The organism is Mucilaginibacter sp. 21P, assembly GCF_019331605.1.
GTDB lineage: Bacteria > Bacteroidota > Bacteroidia > Sphingobacteriales > Sphingobacteriaceae > Mucilaginibacter > Mucilaginibacter achroorhodeus.
Window position 1 is genome coordinate 1,841,410 of the sequence record NZ_CP063061.1, and the last position, 20,898, is coordinate 1,862,307.

Genomic DNA, 20,898 nt, shown 5'->3' on the forward strand with positions numbered 1-20,898 from the left:
GCTATTCTTTAAAGTTTTGTTTTATAAATTGACTGTAACGTTCCGCTATCTCAGAAGCCGGGATTTTAAGAAGATACATATTGCGGAAGAACAGAGGCAATTCAGTTTCTATGAATTGCTGTTTTCTCAAAGCAATAACTTTGTTTATCGCATCTTCATCTGCAAAGTATCCTATACCTCGTTTATTTGTTATAATATATTGCTGCTGTAGAAAATCATATGCCCGCTGTACAGTATTTGGGTTCACTTCCATCATCACTGCCAGATCCCGGATACTCAGTATTTTTTCTCCCGGTGGCCATTTATCAAGTAATATCTGATCGCACACATATTCGGCTATCTGCAGGTATATCGCTTGTTTTTCTCTAAAATCCATCTAAATCTCTTTTTCTTTCAGCCTTATAAAAGCGGTAGCCCATAGCGTTGCGGGCATTAGGTAATAAATAAAAATATCTGAAGCTTTGCCTGCGCTTCGTGGCAAATTTATAACGCCGACTTCCGATCTTACTTTTATCAATACCGTATAATAAGGGAACGCTACATCTACGTTTTTAAACAATGCCGAAGCAACAGCCAAATTAAGGAAGTAAATAACTCCCAGTATACCACAAACCGAAAGTGCGACTTTGACGATCGCAATCCGGTTAAAATATAATGAGCCGAGTAGCATTGCCCCGGAAAAATTGGCCCACATTACAAATACCTTTTCTGCAACATTATTGCCAAGGAAGGGATAGATGTAAACATGATCATAAAGCTTTTTATACAATGGACTATGATGGTCTAAGCCATTACGGTAAGAAGTTATAAAAGCGAGGTCCATCAAGCGGAAAAAAACTAAAAAAATAAAAAGGAATAATACGCCGGCAATAATAACTCCGCACAACCATTTTTCTAATACAGAAGCGGGTAGGGTTAAGTAAGTTGCTCCACTGGCGTTTGTATTAAAGTAGTTGAACACAAATGCTGATAAAACTGTTCCACCTCCGGTAAGGCCCCAAATAAAAGATAGGTTTTGTGCAGGATTGTAATCGATACTGTATAAAACCAGTGAATATATAATTAGCGTAAAGGCTAATATGAGGCCGGTGAGACCAATCAACTGCATTGGGCGCTCCAAAATAATTTTTTTGAAAAGTAACCCAAAACGGGTTAGGTTAAAGGTATCGTTCATAATGTGAAGTTAATTTAGTGGAAATAGTTTTTTAGCCATCTCCTGGTTTTCCGTAACTCCATTGAACAGGTGTTCGAGATTGATCGCTGTATCCTCACCGGTTATATTTTCCGTAATGATAGATGTGCCGCGCAGCATCTTTTCTGCGTACAATACATTTAGATCTGCAGGTATATCACTAACTGTATTAAAGCAAAGCTTTTCCGAAATTTCAGCTATTGAAGCATGAAGAAGCAGTTTGCCGTTATCCACGATCATTACTTTATCGATCATATTTTCCAGATCGCGTATCTGGTGCGTGGATATGAATATCGTTCGATCTTCATCCATCACAGAAGCAATAAGCTTTCTGAATTGAGACTTAGAAGGGATATCAAGTCCGTTGGTTGGTTCATCCATTAATAGCACCCTGGTGTTGCAAGCTAAAGCGAATGCTATCACAAATTTCTTCTGCTGACCGAAAGATAATTTATTCAACTTGCTATTAACATTAACCTCAAATTCTTCTAAATAGCTGTAAAAATTGATTTCGTTAAATAAAGGATAGAACGGAGCAAATAAATTTTTATACTTTTTAATAGTCAGGGCTGGCACATAAACATCTTCGGCTATGTAATATATAGTTTGCAAGAATGATGGTCTTCGGGTTTTAGGTTCAATACCATCTACTATTACGCACCCCGTCACCGGAAAAAGCGTGCCCACCATATTCTTCAAGAGGGTAGACTTGCCTGCTCCATTTTTCCCTAATAGGCCGTATATGCTTCCTCTTTGAATTGAAAGCGTAAGGTTTTCGTACAATAATTTTTTACCTGGATAACCGAAGGATAAATTATCAAATTGTATCATTAGTGTATTAGTTAAGTAGTACACTGCAAATGTTCAATTTGAATTTGATATTTCAAAGAGTTTTTTGAAATTTTTTCTTTGGAACAATCGATAGGTTGCTATCTGTAATTAATTACAGATAAGAATTACATAGAAGTTTTATTCACTCTTCAAACTCTCCGCCGGATTAGCCACTGCGGCTTTAAATGATTGGGTACTGATAGTTGCAAAGGCAATAACCAAAGACCCTGCGCCAGCCACGGCAACAACCCACCATTGTATACTTTGGCGATAGGCGAAACCATCCAGCCATTTGTGCATCACCAGCCAGGCGAGCGGTGCAGCTATCAGGAATGACAGCATAACAAGTTTTATAAAATCTTTAGATAGCATACTTACAATGGATGATACGCTTGCACCCAGTACCTTGCGTATGCCTATCTCCTTGTTGCGTTGCTCTGCAGCATAAGCGGCCAGGCTAAACAAGCCTAACCCTGCAATAACAATGGCTAAGGTAGCGAAGACCAGAAAAAGCTGACCTGTGCGCTGCTCGGTGCGGTAGGCGGCGTTAAAATCCTCGCCCATAAAAGAATATTCAAATTGTTGATTTGGAGATGCTTTGTTCCATTTTGCCTCAATTAGTGGCAGAAAGTGTTTTACATCAGCGCCCTGTAGTTTAACGCTTAATGCGTTGTTATTACTTTGCAGCATCATCACCACCGGGGTAATATTGTCACGTAGGGATTTAAAGTTAAAATCTTTGATCACACCTATTACTTTAAGCTCTCTTACAGCGGTATCGCGCTCGCCGCGCTCCGGCTCGTAGTAAAGGCTTTTACCTATGGGATTAGCCGCGTAACCCAGTGCACGGGCGGCGGTTTCATTGATGATCACTTTTGATGAATCGGAAATATTGCCTTCTTCAAAATTTCGGCCCTGCGATAACTTCATACTCATGGTAGGCAGATAATCCTCATCAACCGGCCATATCTCTGTAAATACTGCATTTTTAGGTACCGGTGTGCGGCTTTTAAATACTGAATTAGGCTGCCTTAGGGTTCCGGTGGGTAAAAAACCACTTAGCGATGCATTGTTTACACCTGTAATTTGCTTTAATTCGTTTTTAAGTGCTCTGGCGTTTTCTACCCCTAAAGTGTTTTTTATAACCAGCACATGGCTGCGGTCATAACCGAGATCTTTTTGCTGTATATAATTTAACTGGTTGTAGATCACAATGGTGCCGATGATCAAAAAGATAGATACTGAGAATTGCACCACCACCAGGCTATTGCGTAACAAACTGCCCTTAAAGCCGTTTGATAACTTGCCTTTTAAAACGGCAATAGGTTGAAAAGCCGACAGATAAAAAGCAGGATAAGCACCTGCCAATACGCCCACAGTTAACACTATTGTGAATACGGCGGGTAATAACCATTTAATGGTTTGCAGGTTTATGCTTAATGCTTTGCCCGCTATGTTATTAAATGCAGGTAACAATGCCCAAGCCGCAAGCACAGCAATTATCGCTGCAGCCAGCGTTACCAAAATAGATTCCGTAAGGAATTGAAAGATCAGCATTTTGCGCGGCGAGCCCAGTACCTTACGTACACCTACTTCGCGGGCACGGTTAGCCGAGCGAGCAGTAGAAATGTTCATGAAATTGATACAAGCCAGCAACAATATAAATAATGCAATACTTGAGAATATGTACACATAGGTAACATCGCTGTTGGTACCCAACTCGTATTGCCTGTTAGAGCGTAAGTGGATATCAGTAAGCGGTGTGAGGTTTACGCGCACATAATTACCGTTTTTGGCAAAGGCCTGTTTATTAAAACCCGGCTGTTTTTCAAAATGCGATTGAAAAAGTGCGTCCAAGTTTTTATTCAATGCAGTAGCATCAGTTCCCGGGCGGGCAAGCAAGTAGGTACTGTAAATAAAGCTGTTCCAAACGTTGGCCTTGCTGCCCTCGTTGGTGCTCATTGATATCAGGAAGTCATAATTAAAATGCGATTGCTCGGGCATGTTGGCTATTACACCGGTTACTTTAAAGTTCTCGTTATTATTAGCCATAGTTAGCACGCGGCCAACAGCATCAGTGGTGTTAAAGTATTTTAAAGCGGCACGTTCTGTCAACACAATACTATGCGGCTCTGCAAGTGCCTTGTGCGGATCGCCGTGAAGCATAGGAAAGGTGAATACATCAAAAAAGGTAGAATCAACATTGGCTACTTTTGGCTCACTGATGTTTTCCACACCTTTTTTAAAGCGTACTTCGGTGGCAGTTGTTATGCGAACAGCCTTTTGTACTTGTGGCAGTTTGTTAACTGCTTCGGCAGCGAGTGGGGGCGGGCCGATAGCGTAAGAGCTTGCGTTGCCGCCGTAGCTGATATCAGTATTAACGCGATAAATACGGTTGGCGTTGGTATTAAACTTGTCGAAACTTAATTCGTCTACCACGTAAAACACAATCAGCAGGCAACTTGCCAGCCCCAGGGCTAATCCAAATATGTTAATGAGGGTTACGCCTCTGTTTTTGAGCAGATTTTTGAACGCAATTTTTACAAGGTTTTTGAACATAACAGTTGGTGTTAGGTGTTGCAGGCGATGCTTATAGCTGATTATTTTACGTTTTATAAAAGTAGTATTCACACAAACATCAAGATGTTAAATAAAGTTAAACTAAAATTTTAGTTATATCAAACGGTCTTCTAAAATATATTTTAGAAAATGTTACTGAAATATGCGTCTAACACTTTCTTTTGCATAAAAACAGCAACATGGCAATACAGATAGGAGAGGCAGCCCCTCAGTTTAAATTAGTTTCAACGGAGTTGAAGGAAGTATCGTTGGCGGATTTTAAAGGACAAAAGGTGGTGCTTCATTTTTTTCCGATGGCTTTTACAGGAGTATGTACTACGCAGCTTTGTACTATGCGCGATGATTTTGGCTTTTACGAAGGCATTAACGCACAAGTGTTGGGTATCTCGGTTGATTCGCCTTTCACGCTTGCTAAGTTTAAAGAGGAGCAAAAATACCAATTCCCATTGCTGTCTGATTTTAATAAAGAAGCCTCTTCAGCCTATGGAGCTCTGTATGATGAGTTCTTTTTTGGAATGAAAGGCGTTTCTAAACGTGCTGCTTTTGTTATCAATGAAGACCAGCAAGTGGTTTACGCTGAGGTGCTTGAGGATGCTAACAACTTACCGAACTTTGAGGCTATCAAAGAAAAATTAAAGTAATTGATAAAAAAGTTTGCAGCGGATATAAGAAAATTCTATTTTTGCAGTCCGTAAAAAACGGGACGTTATTGGTGAGACAATAACGGTTTTACATAGTACAGCGCACTTGTAGCTCAATTGGATAGAGCATCTCACTACGGATGAGAAGGTTTGGGGTTCGAATCCCTACAAGTGCACTCAAATTTTAAGCCTTTCCGTATAACAACAGAAAGGCTTTTAACTTTAATCACAAAGGGATGCTTAACTTAGTACTGTTTGGTCCGCCCGGTGCCGGGAAGGGTACGCAATCACAAAAACTTATCGAAAAATTTGGCCTTATTCACCTTTCAACCGGTGACTTGCTACGCGGCGAAATTGCACAAGGCACCACGCTTGGCCTTGAAGCAAAGAAGCTGATGGATGAGGGCCAATTAGTACCAGATGCGGTTGTTATTGGCATGATAAGCAATAAGCTTGATGCTAACAAAGATGCGCAGGGCTTTATTTTTGATGGTTTCCCGCGTACGGTAGCACAAGCAGAGGCATTGGATGAGCTTTTAGCATCTAAAGGTTCAGCTATATCAGGCATGATCGCTTTAGAAGTTAATGACCAGGAGCTGGAGCAGCGTTTATTAAAGCGCGGTGAAACATCCGGTCGCCCGGACGATGCCAACCCCGAGGTTATCCGCAAACGTATTAAAGAATATAACGATAAAACCGCACCTGTTGCAGGCTTTTATCAAAAGCAAAATAAGTTTACAAGCATTAACGGCATAGGTTCAATAGATGGCATCTTCGACTCTATTAATGACGTTATAGACGCATACTGATTGTTTGGGGCAAATCTTCGTGTTTAAATTTCAGAGCAGCAAGTTTTTTGACTCTTTAGGATGTCTATGTTTTAAAAGGCATGTGATAACTAAACCATTCATCAATCAATCTGTCAGACACCTAGATAATCTTATCATATGAAATTTTTTTCTTTTTTTTTATCGATTGCACTTATCGCACTCACTGCTATTTCCTGTAAAAAAAGCGATACGGTCACTCCATCCAAAACTGATTTGGCGGTAGGGGAAAGCACAATACAAGATAGTGTATCGTTTACCCTAAACGGAAAGTCGTATATAAACTTGCTGAATCCGACATCTTACACATTTAACGAGTTCGGTAATAAAGGCACCAATTTGAAGCCAACCACTACGCCTGGTGAATTTTATATTGGGCGGGGTAATACTTATTGGGTAGGAAGTCCTGATTCCGTTCAGTATTATTCGGCTTATGAGGCAGTATTGCAAAACAAAGCAGGTGTCATAAAGTTTTCTTTCATCAGAAACAACAATAAATTAGATGTGGTAAAGATGGGTAGCTTTTATCTGCCTAAAACTAACGAGGATTTTTATAAGGTAGGAGATTACCAATATGCGACAGACTTTGAGCGTGAAGGCAAAGAACAGGGCATTGCAATAAGTTTTGGATCGTTAAAGTCAAACACCCAGTCAGAGATATATGATCAGCCAACATTAACGGCACAAGATCAAAAGGGGTCGATGTTCAGGATTAAAAAAATCACAGAACTTAAGGGGGATCAATTGCTGTACGGAGCGCCTTCTGTTATGATAGAAGCAATCTTTGAGGTGAATTTATTTGACAAGGATAAAAATTCGGTTAAAGTTACCAACGGTTTTCTTAGGTTTAAAGCTATCGAATATGGAAACAGATGGAGTTTTTAACAATTGATTCCGTTTCGTAATTATCATCCCACCATATATTCGGTAATAAGTACATTAATAACTTCTTATTTGGTTTATTTTGTGTCAAATGAGAAGTTATCACTTAAAAAACTTTAATTTACTTGCTTATGTCTCAGGGATCTAACTTTGTTGATTACGTAAAAATTTGCTGTCGCTCGGGCCATGGCGGGCCGGGCTCTGCGCATTTGCACCGTGATGTTTTTACAGCAAAGGGCGGCCCCGATGGCGGCGATGGTGGCCGTGGCGGGCATGTTATTGTAAAAGGTAATGCGCAGTTATGGACATTGCTTCACCTTAAATATCGTAAACACGTTATTGCCGGTGACGGCGAATCCGGAGGCAGTTCGCAGCGCTCAGGTAAAACCGGCCGTGATGAAATATTAGAAGTGCCGCTGGGTACCATTGCCCGCAATGCAGAGACAGGCGAGGTGCTTTTTGAGATAAACGCTGACGGCGAGACCAAAATAATTACTCCTGGCGGTCGTGGTGGTTTAGGTAACTGGCACTTTAAAACACCAACCCAGCAAACGCCCCGTTTTGCGCAACCTGGTGAAGACGGCCGTGAGGATTGGAACGTTTTAGAGCTTAAACTACTTGCTGATGTAGGTTTGGTGGGTTTCCCAAATGCGGGTAAATCAACTTTGCTTTCGGTAGTATCTGCCGCTAAGCCGGAGATAGCTGACTATGCCTTTACCACGTTAATTCCTAACCTGGGCATTGTAAGCTATCGCGATAACCGCTCTTTTGTAATGGCCGATATCCCGGGGATTATTGAAGGTGCTTCACAAGGAAAAGGATTAGGTATCCGTTTCCTTCGCCATATCGAGCGTAACTCTACGCTGCTGTTTATGGTACCTGCCGATACTAACCGCACTATTAAAGAAGAGTATGATATCCTGTTAAATGAGCTTAACGAGTATAATCCGGAACTGATGCACAAGCCGCGTGTTTTAGCCATCACCAAAGCTGATATGCTTGACCAGGAATTGCAGGAAGAAATGGAAAAAGAATTGCCGAAGAATGTACCGCACATCTTTATATCGGCGGTGGCACAGAAAGGGATCACCGAGCTTAAGGACTTGCTCTGGAGAGAGATCAATAAATAGTTACCTGGCTTCTGTTGCGTAGTAAAGCACGTAATCGTCGCTTAGCTCTTTAAGAGAAAAACCTTTGTAACCGGGGAAGCATTTGAGTAGAACATTAGCGCGTATGCCAATGTAATTATGCGGCATTAGAATATAAACCGGTCCTCCATGTCTTTTGTAGGTATAATCATCCATATTAATACTAATATCCCTACCGAGCGGATCTAAGGTGATGCTGCGGTTATGATTGATCTCTAATCCCATATCCGGGCTAAAAAATACGAATACTGCATTGTTGTTATGGTTATCCAGCATTCGCAGATAATCCATAGTTTCCTTATCAGCAAACTGTTGCGCTATGCCGCTGGTGCTGTAAACTGCTTCTGTTCTTAGTGCTATGTGCGATAAAATATAGAACTTTAAACCAAAGAAAGCTGTAAAGGCTACCATTAAGCCAAATGCTATACGGTAGACTTTTGCAGCGCGGCTAAACAGGTAAACGGCACCGGGGATTGTAAGCAAGCCTACCGTACGGAAGTGCCTGGCCTCAAAAGATATATCCAGTTTACGTAAAAAAGCCGAGCCGAAGAATAATACTGCCGCAGCATAAAATATTGCCAGTAATACCGCGTACCGCTTATTCGGCACCTTTTTACAGATGAAGTAAATAAGTAACAGGCTTACGATAGCTAAAATGGCAATTATAGCTACCGCTTGCCCCGAGCTGAAGATTACCGCATCATTGTGAAATATAAAGCCATTGGCCATATCATCAAATGAAAAGCCGGCCAATAGTGGCGAAGCCAAAGGAAAGGCAAATACTTTTAAACTGAAATCCAAACCACCCGATGCTGATGATGGATTAATCCCTCTGGAAATGTATGTGAGGTAAATTACAGCGAACGAAATTACCGCCGGCACGCCTATCCAAAAGCCATTGACAAGCCACGTTTTTATCTCTCTTGTATGTTTTGACAGTTGTATACAAATAAATAATAATCCGGCACCGTACATCCATAAAAAGGATGATTTAGCAAAAAAGCCGACCCACCCGGATATCAAAACGAAAACTACCAATACAATGCCTGGCTTTGTAAATGACAAGCATCCGTACAAAAACCAGCCTATAAAGCCAAATAGCAAAACCTCCCCGCCGTTATAAAATATGAAAGGTGTTAAGAAAGACTGCTGCAGGGCGATGATGAGGATAGACAAAGCACTGATGAATTTGCTGAAGCCTGCCTTTTTAAAGAAAGCATAAAGGCCTGCCAGGCCGGAGAACTGACAAATGATAGTGGTAAGTGATGATGCATGACCCAGATCGAGCCCAAAAAGTTTCTGAAACGCTCCCGGCACAAGATATTGGCCCGGCGACCACCAGGATTTAAATTCTTCCACATTAGTTGCAATATTTGTGTGGCTTACCTGTGTTATCATATTAAAGCCACTTCCATTTTGCATGCTGCGCCAGACCTGGAAACCCCAGGATGCATCAGGAAAGATAGCCGCAGGATGCAACAGTAGTAATGCACATGGTATTGCAGTTAATATAAATGTGATAGAAAGTATGATCTTATAAGCAGAGCCGGAACGGAGAAACATAGTTATTGTATTTGACGGGCCCGCACCTTTATGGCGGGGTTACCCTGGTAGATAGCGTAGGCGTCGAGATTTTTGGTAGTGACAGATCCACTGGTGAGTATAGCATGGCTGCCTACAACAACGCCTTTGTTGACAACGGTATTTTGCCCGATCCAAGCACCATCCTCAAGGGTGATAGGGCCAATGATGAGATCGAACGTCGATTTTTTATAGTTATGGCTGCCGGTTTGTAAAACAGCACCCTGTGATAAGCAAACATTGTTGCCGAGGGTAACGGTTGTTAAATTATCTATCCAAACGCCTTCACCTATCCAGCAGTTATCACCTATTTGCAAATGCCATGGATATTTAATGTTAACGCGTGGCTTTAGCCTTACGCCCTTGCCAATGCGGGCGCCAAAGACTTTAAGCAGCAGAATCCTAAAACCGCTTACCGGTAACCATGCACTATTGATGAAAACGATATTTACATAATACCAAAGTAAGCGCTTGAAAGCATTTGCACCGGGACGGTAAGGATGGTTATTATATTTTGAAAGATCTGTTTGCTGCATTTATCGTCAAGCCTTTAATTCGTAAGGTTTGCTATTTATTTTTTGTAATTCATACACCTTGATATCGATCATCATCCTGAACCAAAAACCCTGTAAAAAATGAAAAACAAAACCGGTTTTACCGTCTAAAAACCCAAGCTTTATAAAATACCTGATCAAAAAATAAATTACCGGCCTAACAAATAAAGGAAACGACTCATACTTGTTTTTTAGATACCGCCTGCGTTGCATGGGATTACCCCAAAACTTTGGTTGTATCAGTTCAGTGCTATCCGGTTTATTTTTTTTGGCAAACTGATACTGTGCTTCGAGTGTGGCCCAATGGTTATGCCGTGTTACAAAAGTGTTTATAGAATCGGTAATAATGTCGATGATATCGCCCTTTAAGATCTTTGTTCTGCCATTTACGAGGAAATGCTGGTCGTAGAGTTTATCCTCGCAGCTCCCGTATCCACGCCTAAACATGTTTGCATGGTAGGTAGGGTAATGGCCGCCGTGCTTTATCCACTTATCCATAAAAATGGTGCGGCGGCTTATTAGAAAACCATTCAGATCGGCATCGGTTTGGGTAGATAAAATAGCATTTAGCTCGAGTGCAAGTTCCTCGCTTATGCGGTGGTCTGCATCAACATTAAATATCCAGGTGCCTTGCAAAGGCAGGTTAGCAAGCGCCCAGTTACGCTGTGCCGCATAGTTTTCAAACGGGTGATCAAAAATATTGCCTGTAAATTTCCTGCAAATCGCCAGCGTGTTATCTGTTGAGCCGGAGTCTACGATATAGATGTTGGAATTAAGAGGCAACGTGCTTTTAAGGCAAGCCTCAATGTTTTTTTCCTCGTTATAGGTTAGTATGATAATGTCTAAACTTTCAGCCAAAGTTATTATGCTATTTCTTGAATTACAGGTGCCGTTGCTATGTTATTGTACATACTTAGATATTCAGATACCAGCTTATCAATATTGAAATCATCTCTGATAATATCAGGAGCTTTGGAACTGATAACGTCAAACTTACTTTTATACAAAGCACATATATCGTTAAGCTTATCGCTTAAATTGTCGGTGTTAATCTTGAATATCCATCCCATATCCTTGTCTGCAACATAATCCGCTAAGCCAACCTTGTCGCTTATCAACACAGGTGTGCCAACGCTTAAACTTTCAATGACCACGTTACCAAAATTCTCGTCATACGAAGGGAGGATTAACAAATCATGATCATTTAACACATCAAACTTATCATCAGTAACAAAACCAAGCCAGCTTATTTGTTGGCCAATATTGTTGTCGGAAATAAGACTTTTAAGGGATTTGATGTACTCTGGATCGCCGGTGCCAGCGATGGTTAAACTAAATTGAAAATTTAGCTTGGGAAGTGCCTTTAGCAGTAGATCCAATCCTTTTTTTTCTTCGATACGAGAGAAAAACAGAAGTTTAATGGGCGATGCTTCATCGAAGGTTCGTTTAAAAGTCAGCTGACAGGGCAGTTTCACAAAGTTAGGAATAACCGTACTGCTTAGCGGCTTTATGAGTTTGTTTACGGCAAAAGCTTCACTTTGGGCCGTGGCGTGAATGTGACAGTTGCGAAGCAACTTTTTGCCGAGGAGATGATGTATTAGCCTCTTTTTAAAGCTATTTCGATTTAAAAAACTATAATAGCTTAAAGTTCCTCGCGGTGATAATATAACCGGCACATTATTTCTTGTAGCTATAAGTGCTGCAAATACCGAGACCAGATTCCACCAGGCATGGATGTGGATTACGTCATAATCTTTAACCTTTGCACGCAGGTTTTTTAACAGAGAAGGTGAAAAGTGAGTATGATCTTTAGTGATGCGTTTAAAGTATGTAACCGGCACGCCATTTACCATTTCTGGCGTCCCAGGTTTTACCGATAATTCCTGGCTTCCATTCGCTGTTGTAGTTAAAACTTCAACGTTGATACCGTTTTCGACCAATGCCTCGCAAAGCGCACTTACCGACATGATAGGGCCGCCATAGATATACGCCGGTTTGTAAGATGCGGTTACGTGCAGTATTTTCAATGTTTTTTTATATCGTATCAACAAAGTTTTTCTCAACCTTGTTATAAATTATTACTCCTACTAACAATGTAATAACGGTAGCTATTGTACAATAGGCCAGCAGACCGATGTCAAAACTGCCCTTCCCAAGTAAACCGTATCTGAAGGTTTCTATGATCGTTGTTATCGGGTTATATTTAATTACCCAACTATAACGTGGAAATTTTGCCTCTGCTTCCGATAACGGGTAAATAACTGTAGTAGCGTACATTAACAATGGCACACCAAAGGTTACTACAAACGCAAGGTCTCGATATTTTGTGGTTACTGCTGAAATGATCATCCCTAACCCCAGCCCTTGTGCGGCAATTAATACCACCAGGAAAGGGAAAAGCAACGCGTAGATATTTACTTCGATATTTGCACCTTTTATAAAATAGAATACTGCAACGGCGATGAATAACACCAACTGCACTGCAAAACGTATGAGGTTTGATGCTACAACACTTAGTGGCATTATCAGACGCGGGAAATAAACTTTGCTCATCAAAGCAGAATTATCTTTGAATACGGTTGATGTTTTGGTGAGGCAATCTGCAAAGTAATTCCAGAGGATAGTACCAGCCAGGTAAAAAAGAGGTTTAGGAACACCATCTGTTGGTATGCCAGCAAGATTCCCGAAAACGAATGTGTAAAAAACAACTGTGATAACCGGCTGTATAAAAAACCAAATGGGGCCTAATATGGTCTGCTTGTAGAATGCTACAAAGTCGCGGCGGACAAGCAGCACCAGCAGGTCTCGGTATTGCCAGACATCTTTGAGCTTAAGATCAAGAAGGCTGCCGCGAGGTTCAATTATGGTGTCCCAATGTTCGTTTTCAATATCAGTCATTGCTCAACATACTTTCAATTTTCTTACTGTAATTTCTTTCGTTAAAGTGTGTAAGACATTCTTGCTGCAGATCCCTTCGTTTAGCATTGGTAAGCGGTTTGTCCAGATAATCTGCAATAGCATGCTCCAGTTCTTTCTCATTGTCCGGGTCGATAGCTATTCCAAGTTCGCCGTCCCTTACAGCATCAACGCTTCCGTCTGCGTTGCCGCAAATAACCGGTAATCCGCAAGCAAGTGCTTCAATAAACACGATCCCAAAACCTTCTTTTTTGCTTGGCAGTACAAACAGATCTGCAATTAAGAAATGATCAGATATTTCTTTGTCGTCAATAAAGCCTGTAAGTATTACCCGGTCCTGGATGTTATATTTTAAAGCAAGCTGTTTGATCCTTTCTTCTTCCAGTTCATCGTATCTGCCGGCTAATATGTATTTAAGATTTTGATATTTTTCTTTCAGCTTAGCAACGGCTTTAATTACCTTTTCATGCCCTTTGTATTGTTCAAATGACGAGAGGCGTGTAAGGCTTAATATAACCTGATCGGTTTCTTTTATACCATAGCGATGCAACAAATAATCTGGTTTAACTAAATCTGCTGGCAGTTGCATAAAAGGATCAAGCACATTATTCAGTACTTCACATTTATCCGTTGTTAAATGGTGGCGGTTTGTTATTTGCGAAAGGGTGAATCTGCTTACGCACAATATCTTATCACTTTTTTCCAATAATTTCCGCTTTAACGGAGATAAAGGGCACCACATTTCAATGCCATGTGCTACAAGCCAGATCTTTGTTTTAGGACTAAAAAACTTTATTAAAACGCCGACAGCAGCCAGATTTATATGGCTTAATATCACAACGTCAGGTTTTTCGGCGAATAACACGCCTTGAAGCATAAACCTGATCTTCTTTCGGGCAAAGCCCTTAAAACTGCCTGCGGGGATATACTGATCCATCAGATCAGCATCCTTATCGTACAACGACACGAATTTAAAATCCCAATGCTTCCGGCTGCAAATATTATGTAATGAATGCGATAGGGTGCGGGTCATTTTTTGAATACCGCCGGTATCGCTAAAAGTCTGTAAAGAAAAGAGAACTATCTTTTTAGACATGTTTTTGTGTGTGATATAAGGCGAAGGCTCTTGCCCAATGCAGCTTTCCCGCTTTAAAATCAGCGATTTTTTTCTTGGCGAAGCTGCTATTATAATTATCAGTGTTGCAAATATTTTTATTTGCTGCCATCCATTTTTGTAAAGGGAAGGTAAAGCCCATTTTTGGCCTTTGCCAAACGGCAGCCGGTAACAGGTTATTAAAGCTATTTATCAGGAGCTGCTTATTACCATCTGCGAACCTAACATGCGGATCGATCGACTCTACGTAAGCAGCGAAATCCTCATCAAGGAACGGCACCCTAACCTCAAGGCCGTGTTGCATGCTCATCATATCCGTATCGCGCAGTAATTGATTTTGCATGTAAAGCCCTGTTTCCAGCTTGGCGGCTTTAAGTTTATCGTAAGGTAAATTTTCGCTATTTCCTTCACAGGCTAAAATGTCTTCAATTTCTTTTTGGTCCGCATTCAATAACCGGGGTATCTCGTTCAGTGAGAATAGTCCCCTAAGTGCAAGATAATCAGCATTATCACCTTCGAGCGAAAGGTAAGATAGCCGCTTCAATCCAGGTGACCCTGCTAAATTGAACAGTTGCATTATACCCGCAGGGATTTTTCTTAAATATGAGAGGTATTTGATCCTATCAAACGATGGGTAACCGCCAAAAAGCTCATCGCCACCAATGCCGGATAATACTGTTTTTAAACCTGCTTCCCTTGCATATTTGCTAATGAACCAGCTATTGATGCCATCAGTGGTTGGCATGTCCATAGCCTTTACGATCGCTGCAAAGTTTTGTTCAAACTCTTCCTGCTTTACCAGGTAGGTAAAGTTATCACCTTTAGTTTTATCTAAAACTGCTTGCTGGTAAGCGCGCTCATCGTATTGCTTTTCGTTAAAAAAGATGGAGACTGTTTTAAGCTGTTCCACTTCCTTAGCGGCAAGTAAGGTAATAAGACTTGAATCTACCCCACCACTGAGGAATACGCCAATAGGCGCGTCAGCTATCAGTTGGCGCTTTATGGCACTTCTGAAAGTAGCATTGATACCATTTTTTGCTTCTTCTTTATCGTTCACCCGATTATAACTTTTATCGGTGGTATAACCTTTAATACTATAGGCTCCACTTTGCTGCCAATGCAGGTAATGTCCGTTAGGTAAGCTGTAAACGTTTTGTAAGGTTGTATACGGCTCCGGCAAATGCCCATAAGCCAACAGATATACCGGCCAGTTATGATTATTTGCATGAGCAATGTCGCCCGCTTTAAAAGCCTTCACTTCCGAAGCGAATGCCAATTGCTTATCTTCGATATGATAATACAAAGGTTTTATACCGGCTGTGTCTCTTACGAGATAAACATCACCGCTTATCACATCATGTAATGCAAAAGCGAACATTCCCCTTAATTTCCCAAAAGCCGAGGTGTTCCACTTAAGATAGGCCTGCAATATTACTTCGGTGTCACTGTTGGTTTTAAATGTTGCACCTGCAGTAAGCAACTCTTGTTTTAGATCGATGTAATTATAAATCTCTCCATTGAACGTGATAACTGCCCTGTCATGAGTATCACTCATAGGTTGATGACCGTTGGCGCTGAGGTCAATAATAGATAGCCTGCGATGGCCAAAGATGACACCGCCATCATTACTTGCATAGATACCCTCATCATCGGGGCCGCCATGCCGTAGAGCATCGCACATAGCTTTAACCTTGTATTTTTCGGTTCCGGTACTTAGGGGATTTACCAGCCCTGCTATCCTGCACATATCTTAGGGGTTGAACACAGCTTCGCTCCGTAAGTCACATTTTTGGCGAGACTTATCAATAACAAAGCTATCTATCAGGTTGTCAAAACCTGTTTATCAAAGCAGCGGGAGCATTTACCAAGATGGATTGTCCCATGCTTTCAAGTCGTACCAATAATTGCTTTTGCGAACGATGGGCAACAATTTCGCCCGTTATGCCTTTAAGCGGTCCGCCCTTAATGGTTATTTTTTCGCCCGGCTGCAGGTCTTCTTCAGTCACTTCCATTTCCAGCGAGCTTGCCATTAAAAGTTTAAGCTCTTCTATCTGATTATCTGGCATAGTAGCCACCTTACCGGAGAAGTACACAAAGCGGGCTATACCCTTGGTCATTAATACTTCTGCCTGGCTGTTTGCAGGTATACGTACAAAAAGGTAAGAGGTTATCAAAGGCTCTTCCACCCATTTTTTCCTGTCGCTCCATTGTTTTAGTTTACGCTGGAGGGGCAAATAAGCCTCGATCCCCTTGGCAATCAAGGCGGCGAATGCTTTTTTTTCGGCACGTGGGTTTGTGTAAACCGGATACCATTTCAGGCCGCCTTCACCCGCAGTATCTTTCATTATTGCCTTGATAGTGTAAATATGATCAATGCTGTATTAAGCAATAATAAAGCGGGTTGTGCCCATGTGTTAAAATTTTGCAGGTTTTCCGTACGTATAGCCCGTTTGTTTTGCGCTACGTAAATAATGTCGCCGTTTTGCATAACCGTGCGAGGGTCTGATATCGAGTTTAAATCGCTTAGGTCTATGAGGTGAACTTTTTGCCCTTTCCCTTTGCCACGTATGATCTTTACATCTTTTTCGCTTGCTGCTGGCGTTAATCCGCCTGCCTGGCCAATTATCTCAACCAGTGTTGTATTATCTTTTAGCAGCGGGATATTACCCGGTGATTTAACCTCGCCTAAAAGGGTAACCTTTAAATTTGTTACTTTAAGTTCAATAAGCGGGTCTTTTAGTAAATTTTTTCGGTACAGGTCTTCAATCATTTTGGCTGCCTGGGTACGTGTTAGGCCAGCCACCTGCACATGGCCTATAGCCGGTAATGTTATGGTTCCATCATCCTCAACCTGGTAGGTTTGCCCGCTGCCTGCAATGTTGCCACCAGCAGATGTTCCTCCATTTCCTGAAGACATAGGAACTTCATCAACAATATATTTCAAGTTTTGAAGGTTGCGTATCTGCAAGGCATCCTGCGGTTGTATGCGGTAAGGCGTAACCGGCGCTTGTTGTGCGGTATCAGTTAATGCCGAAACCCTGTTTTGAAATAAAAGCTGGTTTTGTTTGTAAGAGCAGGAAGTAGCAATAACAACAAATGCTACAATTAATAAGGGGTGTAAAAAACGCATATATATAACCGCTTAATGTTGTCAATTAAATTAGGCAGCGCTTTCAAAAATACATAATTTGCGCTTATTAAAGCGGCCCTTAAGCTTGGAATATCCTAAAATATCAATCATAACCGTTTGTTATAACGCTGTTAACACCATAGAGCGTTGCATAAGGTCTGTAATAAACCAAAATTATCCTAACGTTGAATATATAATTATCGATGGAGGCTCAACAGACGGTACTGTCGATATTATATCAAAGTTTTACGAGCACATTGCCATAAGTGTTTCAGAAAAAGACCAAGGAATATACGATGCTTTAAATAAAGGTTTAAAATTATCATCAGGAGAAATTGTAGGCGCGCTTAACGCTGATGATTTTCTTTCGAATGAAAATATTTTAACTGTTGTGTATGAAACCTTTTCTATCCACCACCCGTATATTGTGTACGGTGACCTTGATTACCTTGATGGCACCGGTAAAATAATCCGTAAGTGGCGCAGCGGCAAATACAAGAAAGGTTCATTCAATTTCGGTTGGATGCCCCCGCACCCTACATTTTACTGTAAAAGGGAGTTATTTGAAAATCTGGGTAATTATAGTTTAGCATATGGATCTGCAGCAGATTATGAACTGATGACAAGATTTATACATAAATATAAACTTGCTGTTCACTACATACCGGTTGTTATGGTTAAAATGATGACGGGGGGTGTAAGTAACAGCAGTATGGGCAACCGATTAAAGGCTCTGGCCTATGATTTTAAAGCTATGTATAAAAACAGGATTATTTTTCCACCTATGGCGTTGTTGCTCAAACCTTTAAGAAAAATAAAACAATTTTTTTAATCCGAATACAATAAAGTAGATTTGCGAGAAGATAATACCCCTAATAATTTATCTAATGCAAGAGTATCTAGGTACTTACTACTTTGTTTACTACTTATTTATTGCTACGTTTTCTGTCCTGATAACGTTATTGGCAATCCCGTCAATTTTACACGTTGCCCGTACTCGCCATTTATATGACGATGTTGGCCACTTTCGTAAACAGCATGACCATGGCATCCCACGCTTAGGAGGCGTGGCTATCTTTGTAAGTTTTACTATTACGCTGCTATTATTCAGCATAGTTGATAAAAGTATACCTGTAAGCTACATACTGGCGGCCAGTATTGTGCTTTTTATTATGGGTATCAAGGACGATCTTTCGGGCGTTAATCCAAGTACTAAGTTTTTGATACAGTTGGTTGTGGCAATATTGCTGGTTACCGTTGGTAAAATAAGGTTTACAAGCATGTATGGTGTATTTGGCTATCATGAAATACCCTATCTGGTAAGTGCTGTGTTGTCATCGCTTTTCATCATCCTTATTATCAATGCCTTCAACCTGATAGACGGTATAGATGGCCTTGCCGGTACAACCTGTATCATCGTTAACGGAACCTTTGCTGCACTATTTATTTACATGGGGCATTATGAGCTTGCAACGGTTGCATTGGCCATTGTTGGTGCAGTGTTAGGATTTTTACGATACAATTTAACACCTGCTAAAATTTTTATGGGCGATGCCGGTTCGTTGCTCATCGGGTTGATATCTGCCATACTTGCGGTAAAGCTGGTGGAGCTTAACAGGTTCACTGCAACAGGCGCAGCGCCAGCTATCATTTCGGCACCGGCGTTAACCTTTGCTATTTTAATAGGGCCAATCTTTGATACTTTGAGAGTGTTTGTACTCCGGGTTTTTACAGGCAAATCTCCATTTCTGGCAGACCGTAATCATATCCATCACCGCATACTGGGGTTAGGTTTTACCCACCTGCAAACCGTGTTATTATTAGCCATAGTTAACATTGGGCTGATATTTATTGCCTACTTCTTTTCCTATCTGGGCAATTTTACGTTGATGATGATCATTGTAGCACTATCTATGTTTTGTAATTGGATGGTAACCTTTGCTTTGCGTAACCGCCAGCGCGAAAAGTTATCGCTGCGTAACTTGTTCATATAACCCGGCGGGGCTTTTTTTATTTAAGTAAATTTGCATCCTAATTTGTTACTGAATGAGGATCGCGATAAATGGATTTGGCCGCATTGGCCGAATTTTTCTGAGAACTATATTGAATAAGCAAGGCGTTGAGGTTGTTGCCATTAATGATCTTACTGACACCGCTACACTTGCCCATCTATTTAAATACGACTCTGTCCACCGAGGCTTTAAGGGTACGGTTAGCGTAAGCGGTGATGCCATGATTGTTAACGGACAAAGCATCAAAGTACTGCGGCAGGCTGATCCCTCATTATTGCCCTGGGCCTATATGGGCATAGACCTGGTTATCGAATCAACAGGCAAATACACTTCTCTTGAAGGTGCCCAAAAACATCTTGCAGCCGGTGCCAAGCAGGTTATTATTTCTGCTCCGTCGGCAGATAAAGCCATACCTACGGTTGTATTAGGTGTAAATGATGATACGGTTGATATTCACGCACCTATATTGTCAAATGCATCCTGCACTACCAACAATGTAGCAGCCATGGTGAAAATATTGGATGACAACTGGCATATAAAGGATGGTTATATTACAACGGTACACTCCATGACAGGCGACCAAAACCTGCACGACGCCCCGCATAAAGATCTCCGCAGGGCTCGTGCGGCATCATCATCTATCATTCCAACAACAACCGGGGCGGCTAAGGCCATTACTAATATATTCCCGCATCTTGAGGGTAAACTGGGAGGGGCGGGTATCAGGGTTCCGGTTTTAAATGGCTCACTTACCGATTTTACCTGCAGCCTGGCTCATTTGCCAACCGTTGAAGAGATCAATAATGCCTTTAAAGCTGCTGCCGATGGCCCAATGAAAAATGTTTTAGAATATACGGAAGACCCAATTGTGTCTGTTGATATTTTAGATAATCCGCACAGCTGCATTTTTGATGCTCAGCTTACCTCTATTGTAGGCGGTTTAGTTAAAGTAGTAGGCTGGTATGATAACGAGATGGGGTACTCCAGCCGCCTGGCAGATCTGGTTGAAAAAATAAGCCTGAGCAAGCATGATTAAGTTTATCACAGCCGAAGAGGTACTGCCTATCCGCAACGAAGTTTTAAGAGAAGGTAAGTTAACGCTTGATGAGTGCCGGTTTGTGAATGATGAAAAGGAGAGTAGCTTTCATCTTGCTTATTTTGTAGAGGAAGAGATGGCATGCATTGCATCCTTTCATGAGCAAAGCTATAAAGATTTCCAGGGCAGCGCTTATCAGTTAAGAGGCATGGCCACGCTTGAAAAATACAGGGGGAAGGGTTACGGCGCCATGCTGGTTAATTTTGCTATTACTTATCTGCGCGGCCGGCAGGTTAACTACATGTGGTGCAATGCGCGTAAAAGGGCGGTGCCATTTTACCTAAGCGTAGGATTCGAGATCGTTTCGCCTGAATTTGACATATCGGGCATTGGTCCGCACCATGTGATGTATGTTAAGATAAGGTGAAATTTTGATAAAATACAAACACCTTTT

Annotated in this window: 21 protein-coding genes and 1 tRNA gene; 9 read left to right on the top strand and 13 right to left on the bottom strand. The window is 41.3% G+C overall.

Translation table 11 applies throughout. The features are described from left to right. Nucleotide 1: 1 nt before the first annotated feature. The 4 genes from INP83_RS08365 to INP83_RS08380 form a co-directional block, all read right to left on the bottom strand. Nucleotides 2–376: a GntR family transcriptional regulator gene (locus INP83_RS08365; RefSeq protein WP_219127051.1), complete on the bottom strand. Its 375-nt coding sequence runs from the start codon at nucleotides 374–376 to the stop codon at nucleotides 2–4. Next, the gene (locus tag INP83_RS08370; protein ID WP_219127052.1) at nucleotides 377–1,174 is read right to left on the bottom strand and encodes a hypothetical protein; all 798 of its coding nucleotides are present in this window, start codon (nucleotides 1,172–1,174) and stop codon (nucleotides 377–379) included. Nucleotides 1,175–1,183: 9 nt separating this feature from the next. After that, nucleotides 1,184–2,023, bottom strand: coding sequence for an ATP-binding cassette domain-containing protein (locus INP83_RS08375; protein WP_219127053.1), 840 nt, complete (start codon nucleotides 2,021–2,023; stop codon nucleotides 1,184–1,186). Between the two features lie 138 nt (nucleotides 2,024–2,161). Then, the gene (locus tag INP83_RS08380) at nucleotides 2,162–4,582 is read right to left on the bottom strand and encodes an ABC transporter permease (protein ID WP_219127054.1); all 2,421 of its coding nucleotides are present in this window, start codon (nucleotides 4,580–4,582) and stop codon (nucleotides 2,162–2,164) included. Nucleotides 4,583–4,782: 200 nt separating this feature from the next. Between INP83_RS08380 and INP83_RS08385 the strand changes: the two genes are divergently transcribed. The 5 genes from INP83_RS08385 to obgE all read left to right on the top strand — a co-directional run bounded on the left by INP83_RS08385 (nucleotide 4,783) and on the right by obgE (nucleotide 8,083). Beyond that, complete coding sequence (locus tag INP83_RS08385; RefSeq protein WP_219127055.1) at nucleotides 4,783–5,244, top strand: redoxin domain-containing protein; 462 nt, start codon at nucleotides 4,783–4,785, stop codon at nucleotides 5,242–5,244. A gap of 102 nt (nucleotides 5,245–5,346) precedes the next feature. Further along, a tRNA-Arg gene (locus INP83_RS08390) sits at nucleotides 5,347–5,420 on the top strand. 60 nt (nucleotides 5,421–5,480) lie between these two features. Continuing rightward, entirely contained in the window at nucleotides 5,481–6,053 is a 573-nt protein-coding gene (locus INP83_RS08395; protein ID WP_219127056.1) for an adenylate kinase, read from the top strand. 138 nt (nucleotides 6,054–6,191) lie between these two features. Beyond that, the gene (locus INP83_RS08400) at nucleotides 6,192–6,956 is read left to right on the top strand and encodes a hypothetical protein (RefSeq protein WP_219127057.1); all 765 of its coding nucleotides are present in this window, start codon (nucleotides 6,192–6,194) and stop codon (nucleotides 6,954–6,956) included. A 128-nt stretch (nucleotides 6,957–7,084) separates the two neighbouring features. After that, entirely contained in the window at nucleotides 7,085–8,083 is a 999-nt protein-coding gene (gene obgE, locus INP83_RS08405) for a GTPase ObgE (RefSeq protein WP_219127058.1), read from the top strand. Here the strand turns inward: obgE and INP83_RS08410 are convergent, their stop codons facing one another. From INP83_RS08410 to INP83_RS08450, 9 genes are all read right to left on the bottom strand, one after another. Beyond that, nucleotides 8,084–9,664: a hypothetical protein gene (locus INP83_RS08410; RefSeq protein ID WP_219127059.1), complete on the bottom strand. Its 1,581-nt coding sequence runs from the start codon at nucleotides 9,662–9,664 to the stop codon at nucleotides 8,084–8,086. 2 nt (nucleotides 9,665–9,666) lie between these two features. Continuing rightward, nucleotides 9,667–10,218 (bottom strand): WcaF family extracellular polysaccharide biosynthesis acetyltransferase, encoded by a 552-nt coding sequence (locus INP83_RS08415; protein WP_219127060.1) that lies wholly within the window; start codon nucleotides 10,216–10,218, stop codon nucleotides 9,667–9,669. 6 nt (nucleotides 10,219–10,224) lie between these two features. After that, nucleotides 10,225–11,094 (bottom strand): glycosyltransferase family 2 protein, encoded by an 870-nt coding sequence (locus INP83_RS08420; protein WP_219127061.1) that lies wholly within the window; start codon nucleotides 11,092–11,094, stop codon nucleotides 10,225–10,227. Nucleotides 11,095–11,099: 5 nt separating this feature from the next. After that, nucleotides 11,100–12,263 carry an XrtY-associated glycosyltransferase XYAG1 gene (locus tag INP83_RS08425; RefSeq protein WP_219127062.1) on the bottom strand — a complete coding sequence of 388 codons (1,164 nt, stop codon included), beginning with the start codon at nucleotides 12,261–12,263 and terminating at the stop codon, nucleotides 11,100–11,102. A gap of 7 nt (nucleotides 12,264–12,270) precedes the next feature. Then, nucleotides 12,271–13,134, bottom strand: a complete 864-nt coding sequence (locus INP83_RS08430) for an ABC transporter permease (RefSeq protein WP_146268759.1) — start codon at nucleotides 13,132–13,134, stop codon at nucleotides 12,271–12,273. Then, entirely contained in the window at nucleotides 13,127–14,248 is a 1,122-nt protein-coding gene (locus INP83_RS08435) for a glycosyltransferase family 4 protein (protein ID WP_219127063.1), read from the bottom strand. The genes INP83_RS08430 and INP83_RS08435 overlap by 8 nt, the downstream gene beginning before the upstream one ends. Beyond that, complete coding sequence (gene asnB, locus INP83_RS08440) at nucleotides 14,241–16,013, bottom strand: asparagine synthase (glutamine-hydrolyzing) (RefSeq protein ID WP_219127064.1); 1,773 nt, start codon at nucleotides 16,011–16,013, stop codon at nucleotides 14,241–14,243. The genes INP83_RS08435 and asnB overlap by 8 nt, the downstream gene beginning before the upstream one ends. Nucleotides 16,014–16,095: 82 nt before the next feature. Next, complete coding sequence (locus INP83_RS08445; RefSeq protein WP_146268756.1) at nucleotides 16,096–16,611, bottom strand: UpxY family transcription antiterminator; 516 nt, start codon at nucleotides 16,609–16,611, stop codon at nucleotides 16,096–16,098. Further along, complete coding sequence (locus INP83_RS08450) at nucleotides 16,611–17,396, bottom strand: polysaccharide biosynthesis/export family protein (RefSeq protein ID WP_146268755.1); 786 nt, start codon at nucleotides 17,394–17,396, stop codon at nucleotides 16,611–16,613. The genes INP83_RS08445 and INP83_RS08450 overlap by 1 nt, the downstream gene beginning before the upstream one ends. Nucleotides 17,397–17,481: 85 nt before the next feature. Here INP83_RS08450 and INP83_RS08455 point away from each other — a divergent pair, with 85 nt between their 5' ends. The 4 genes from INP83_RS08455 to INP83_RS08470 are packed head-to-tail and all read left to right on the top strand — an operon-like array spanning nucleotide 17,482 to nucleotide 20,871. Then, on the top strand, nucleotides 17,482–18,228 hold the full coding sequence (locus INP83_RS08455; RefSeq protein ID WP_219127065.1) for a glycosyltransferase family 2 protein: 747 nt from the start codon (nucleotides 17,482–17,484) through the stop codon (nucleotides 18,226–18,228). Nucleotides 18,229–18,283: 55 nt separating this feature from the next. After that, nucleotides 18,284–19,390 (top strand): MraY family glycosyltransferase, encoded by a 1,107-nt coding sequence (locus tag INP83_RS08460; RefSeq protein WP_146268753.1) that lies wholly within the window; start codon nucleotides 18,284–18,286, stop codon nucleotides 19,388–19,390. Nucleotides 19,391–19,442: 52 nt separating this feature from the next. Then, nucleotides 19,443–20,444, top strand: coding sequence for a type I glyceraldehyde-3-phosphate dehydrogenase (gap, locus tag INP83_RS08465; protein WP_219127066.1), 1,002 nt, complete (start codon nucleotides 19,443–19,445; stop codon nucleotides 20,442–20,444). After that, complete coding sequence (locus INP83_RS08470; protein WP_219127067.1) at nucleotides 20,437–20,871, top strand: GNAT family N-acetyltransferase; 435 nt, start codon at nucleotides 20,437–20,439, stop codon at nucleotides 20,869–20,871. The genes gap and INP83_RS08470 overlap by 8 nt, the downstream gene beginning before the upstream one ends. Nucleotides 20,872–20,898: the final 27 nt, after the last annotated feature.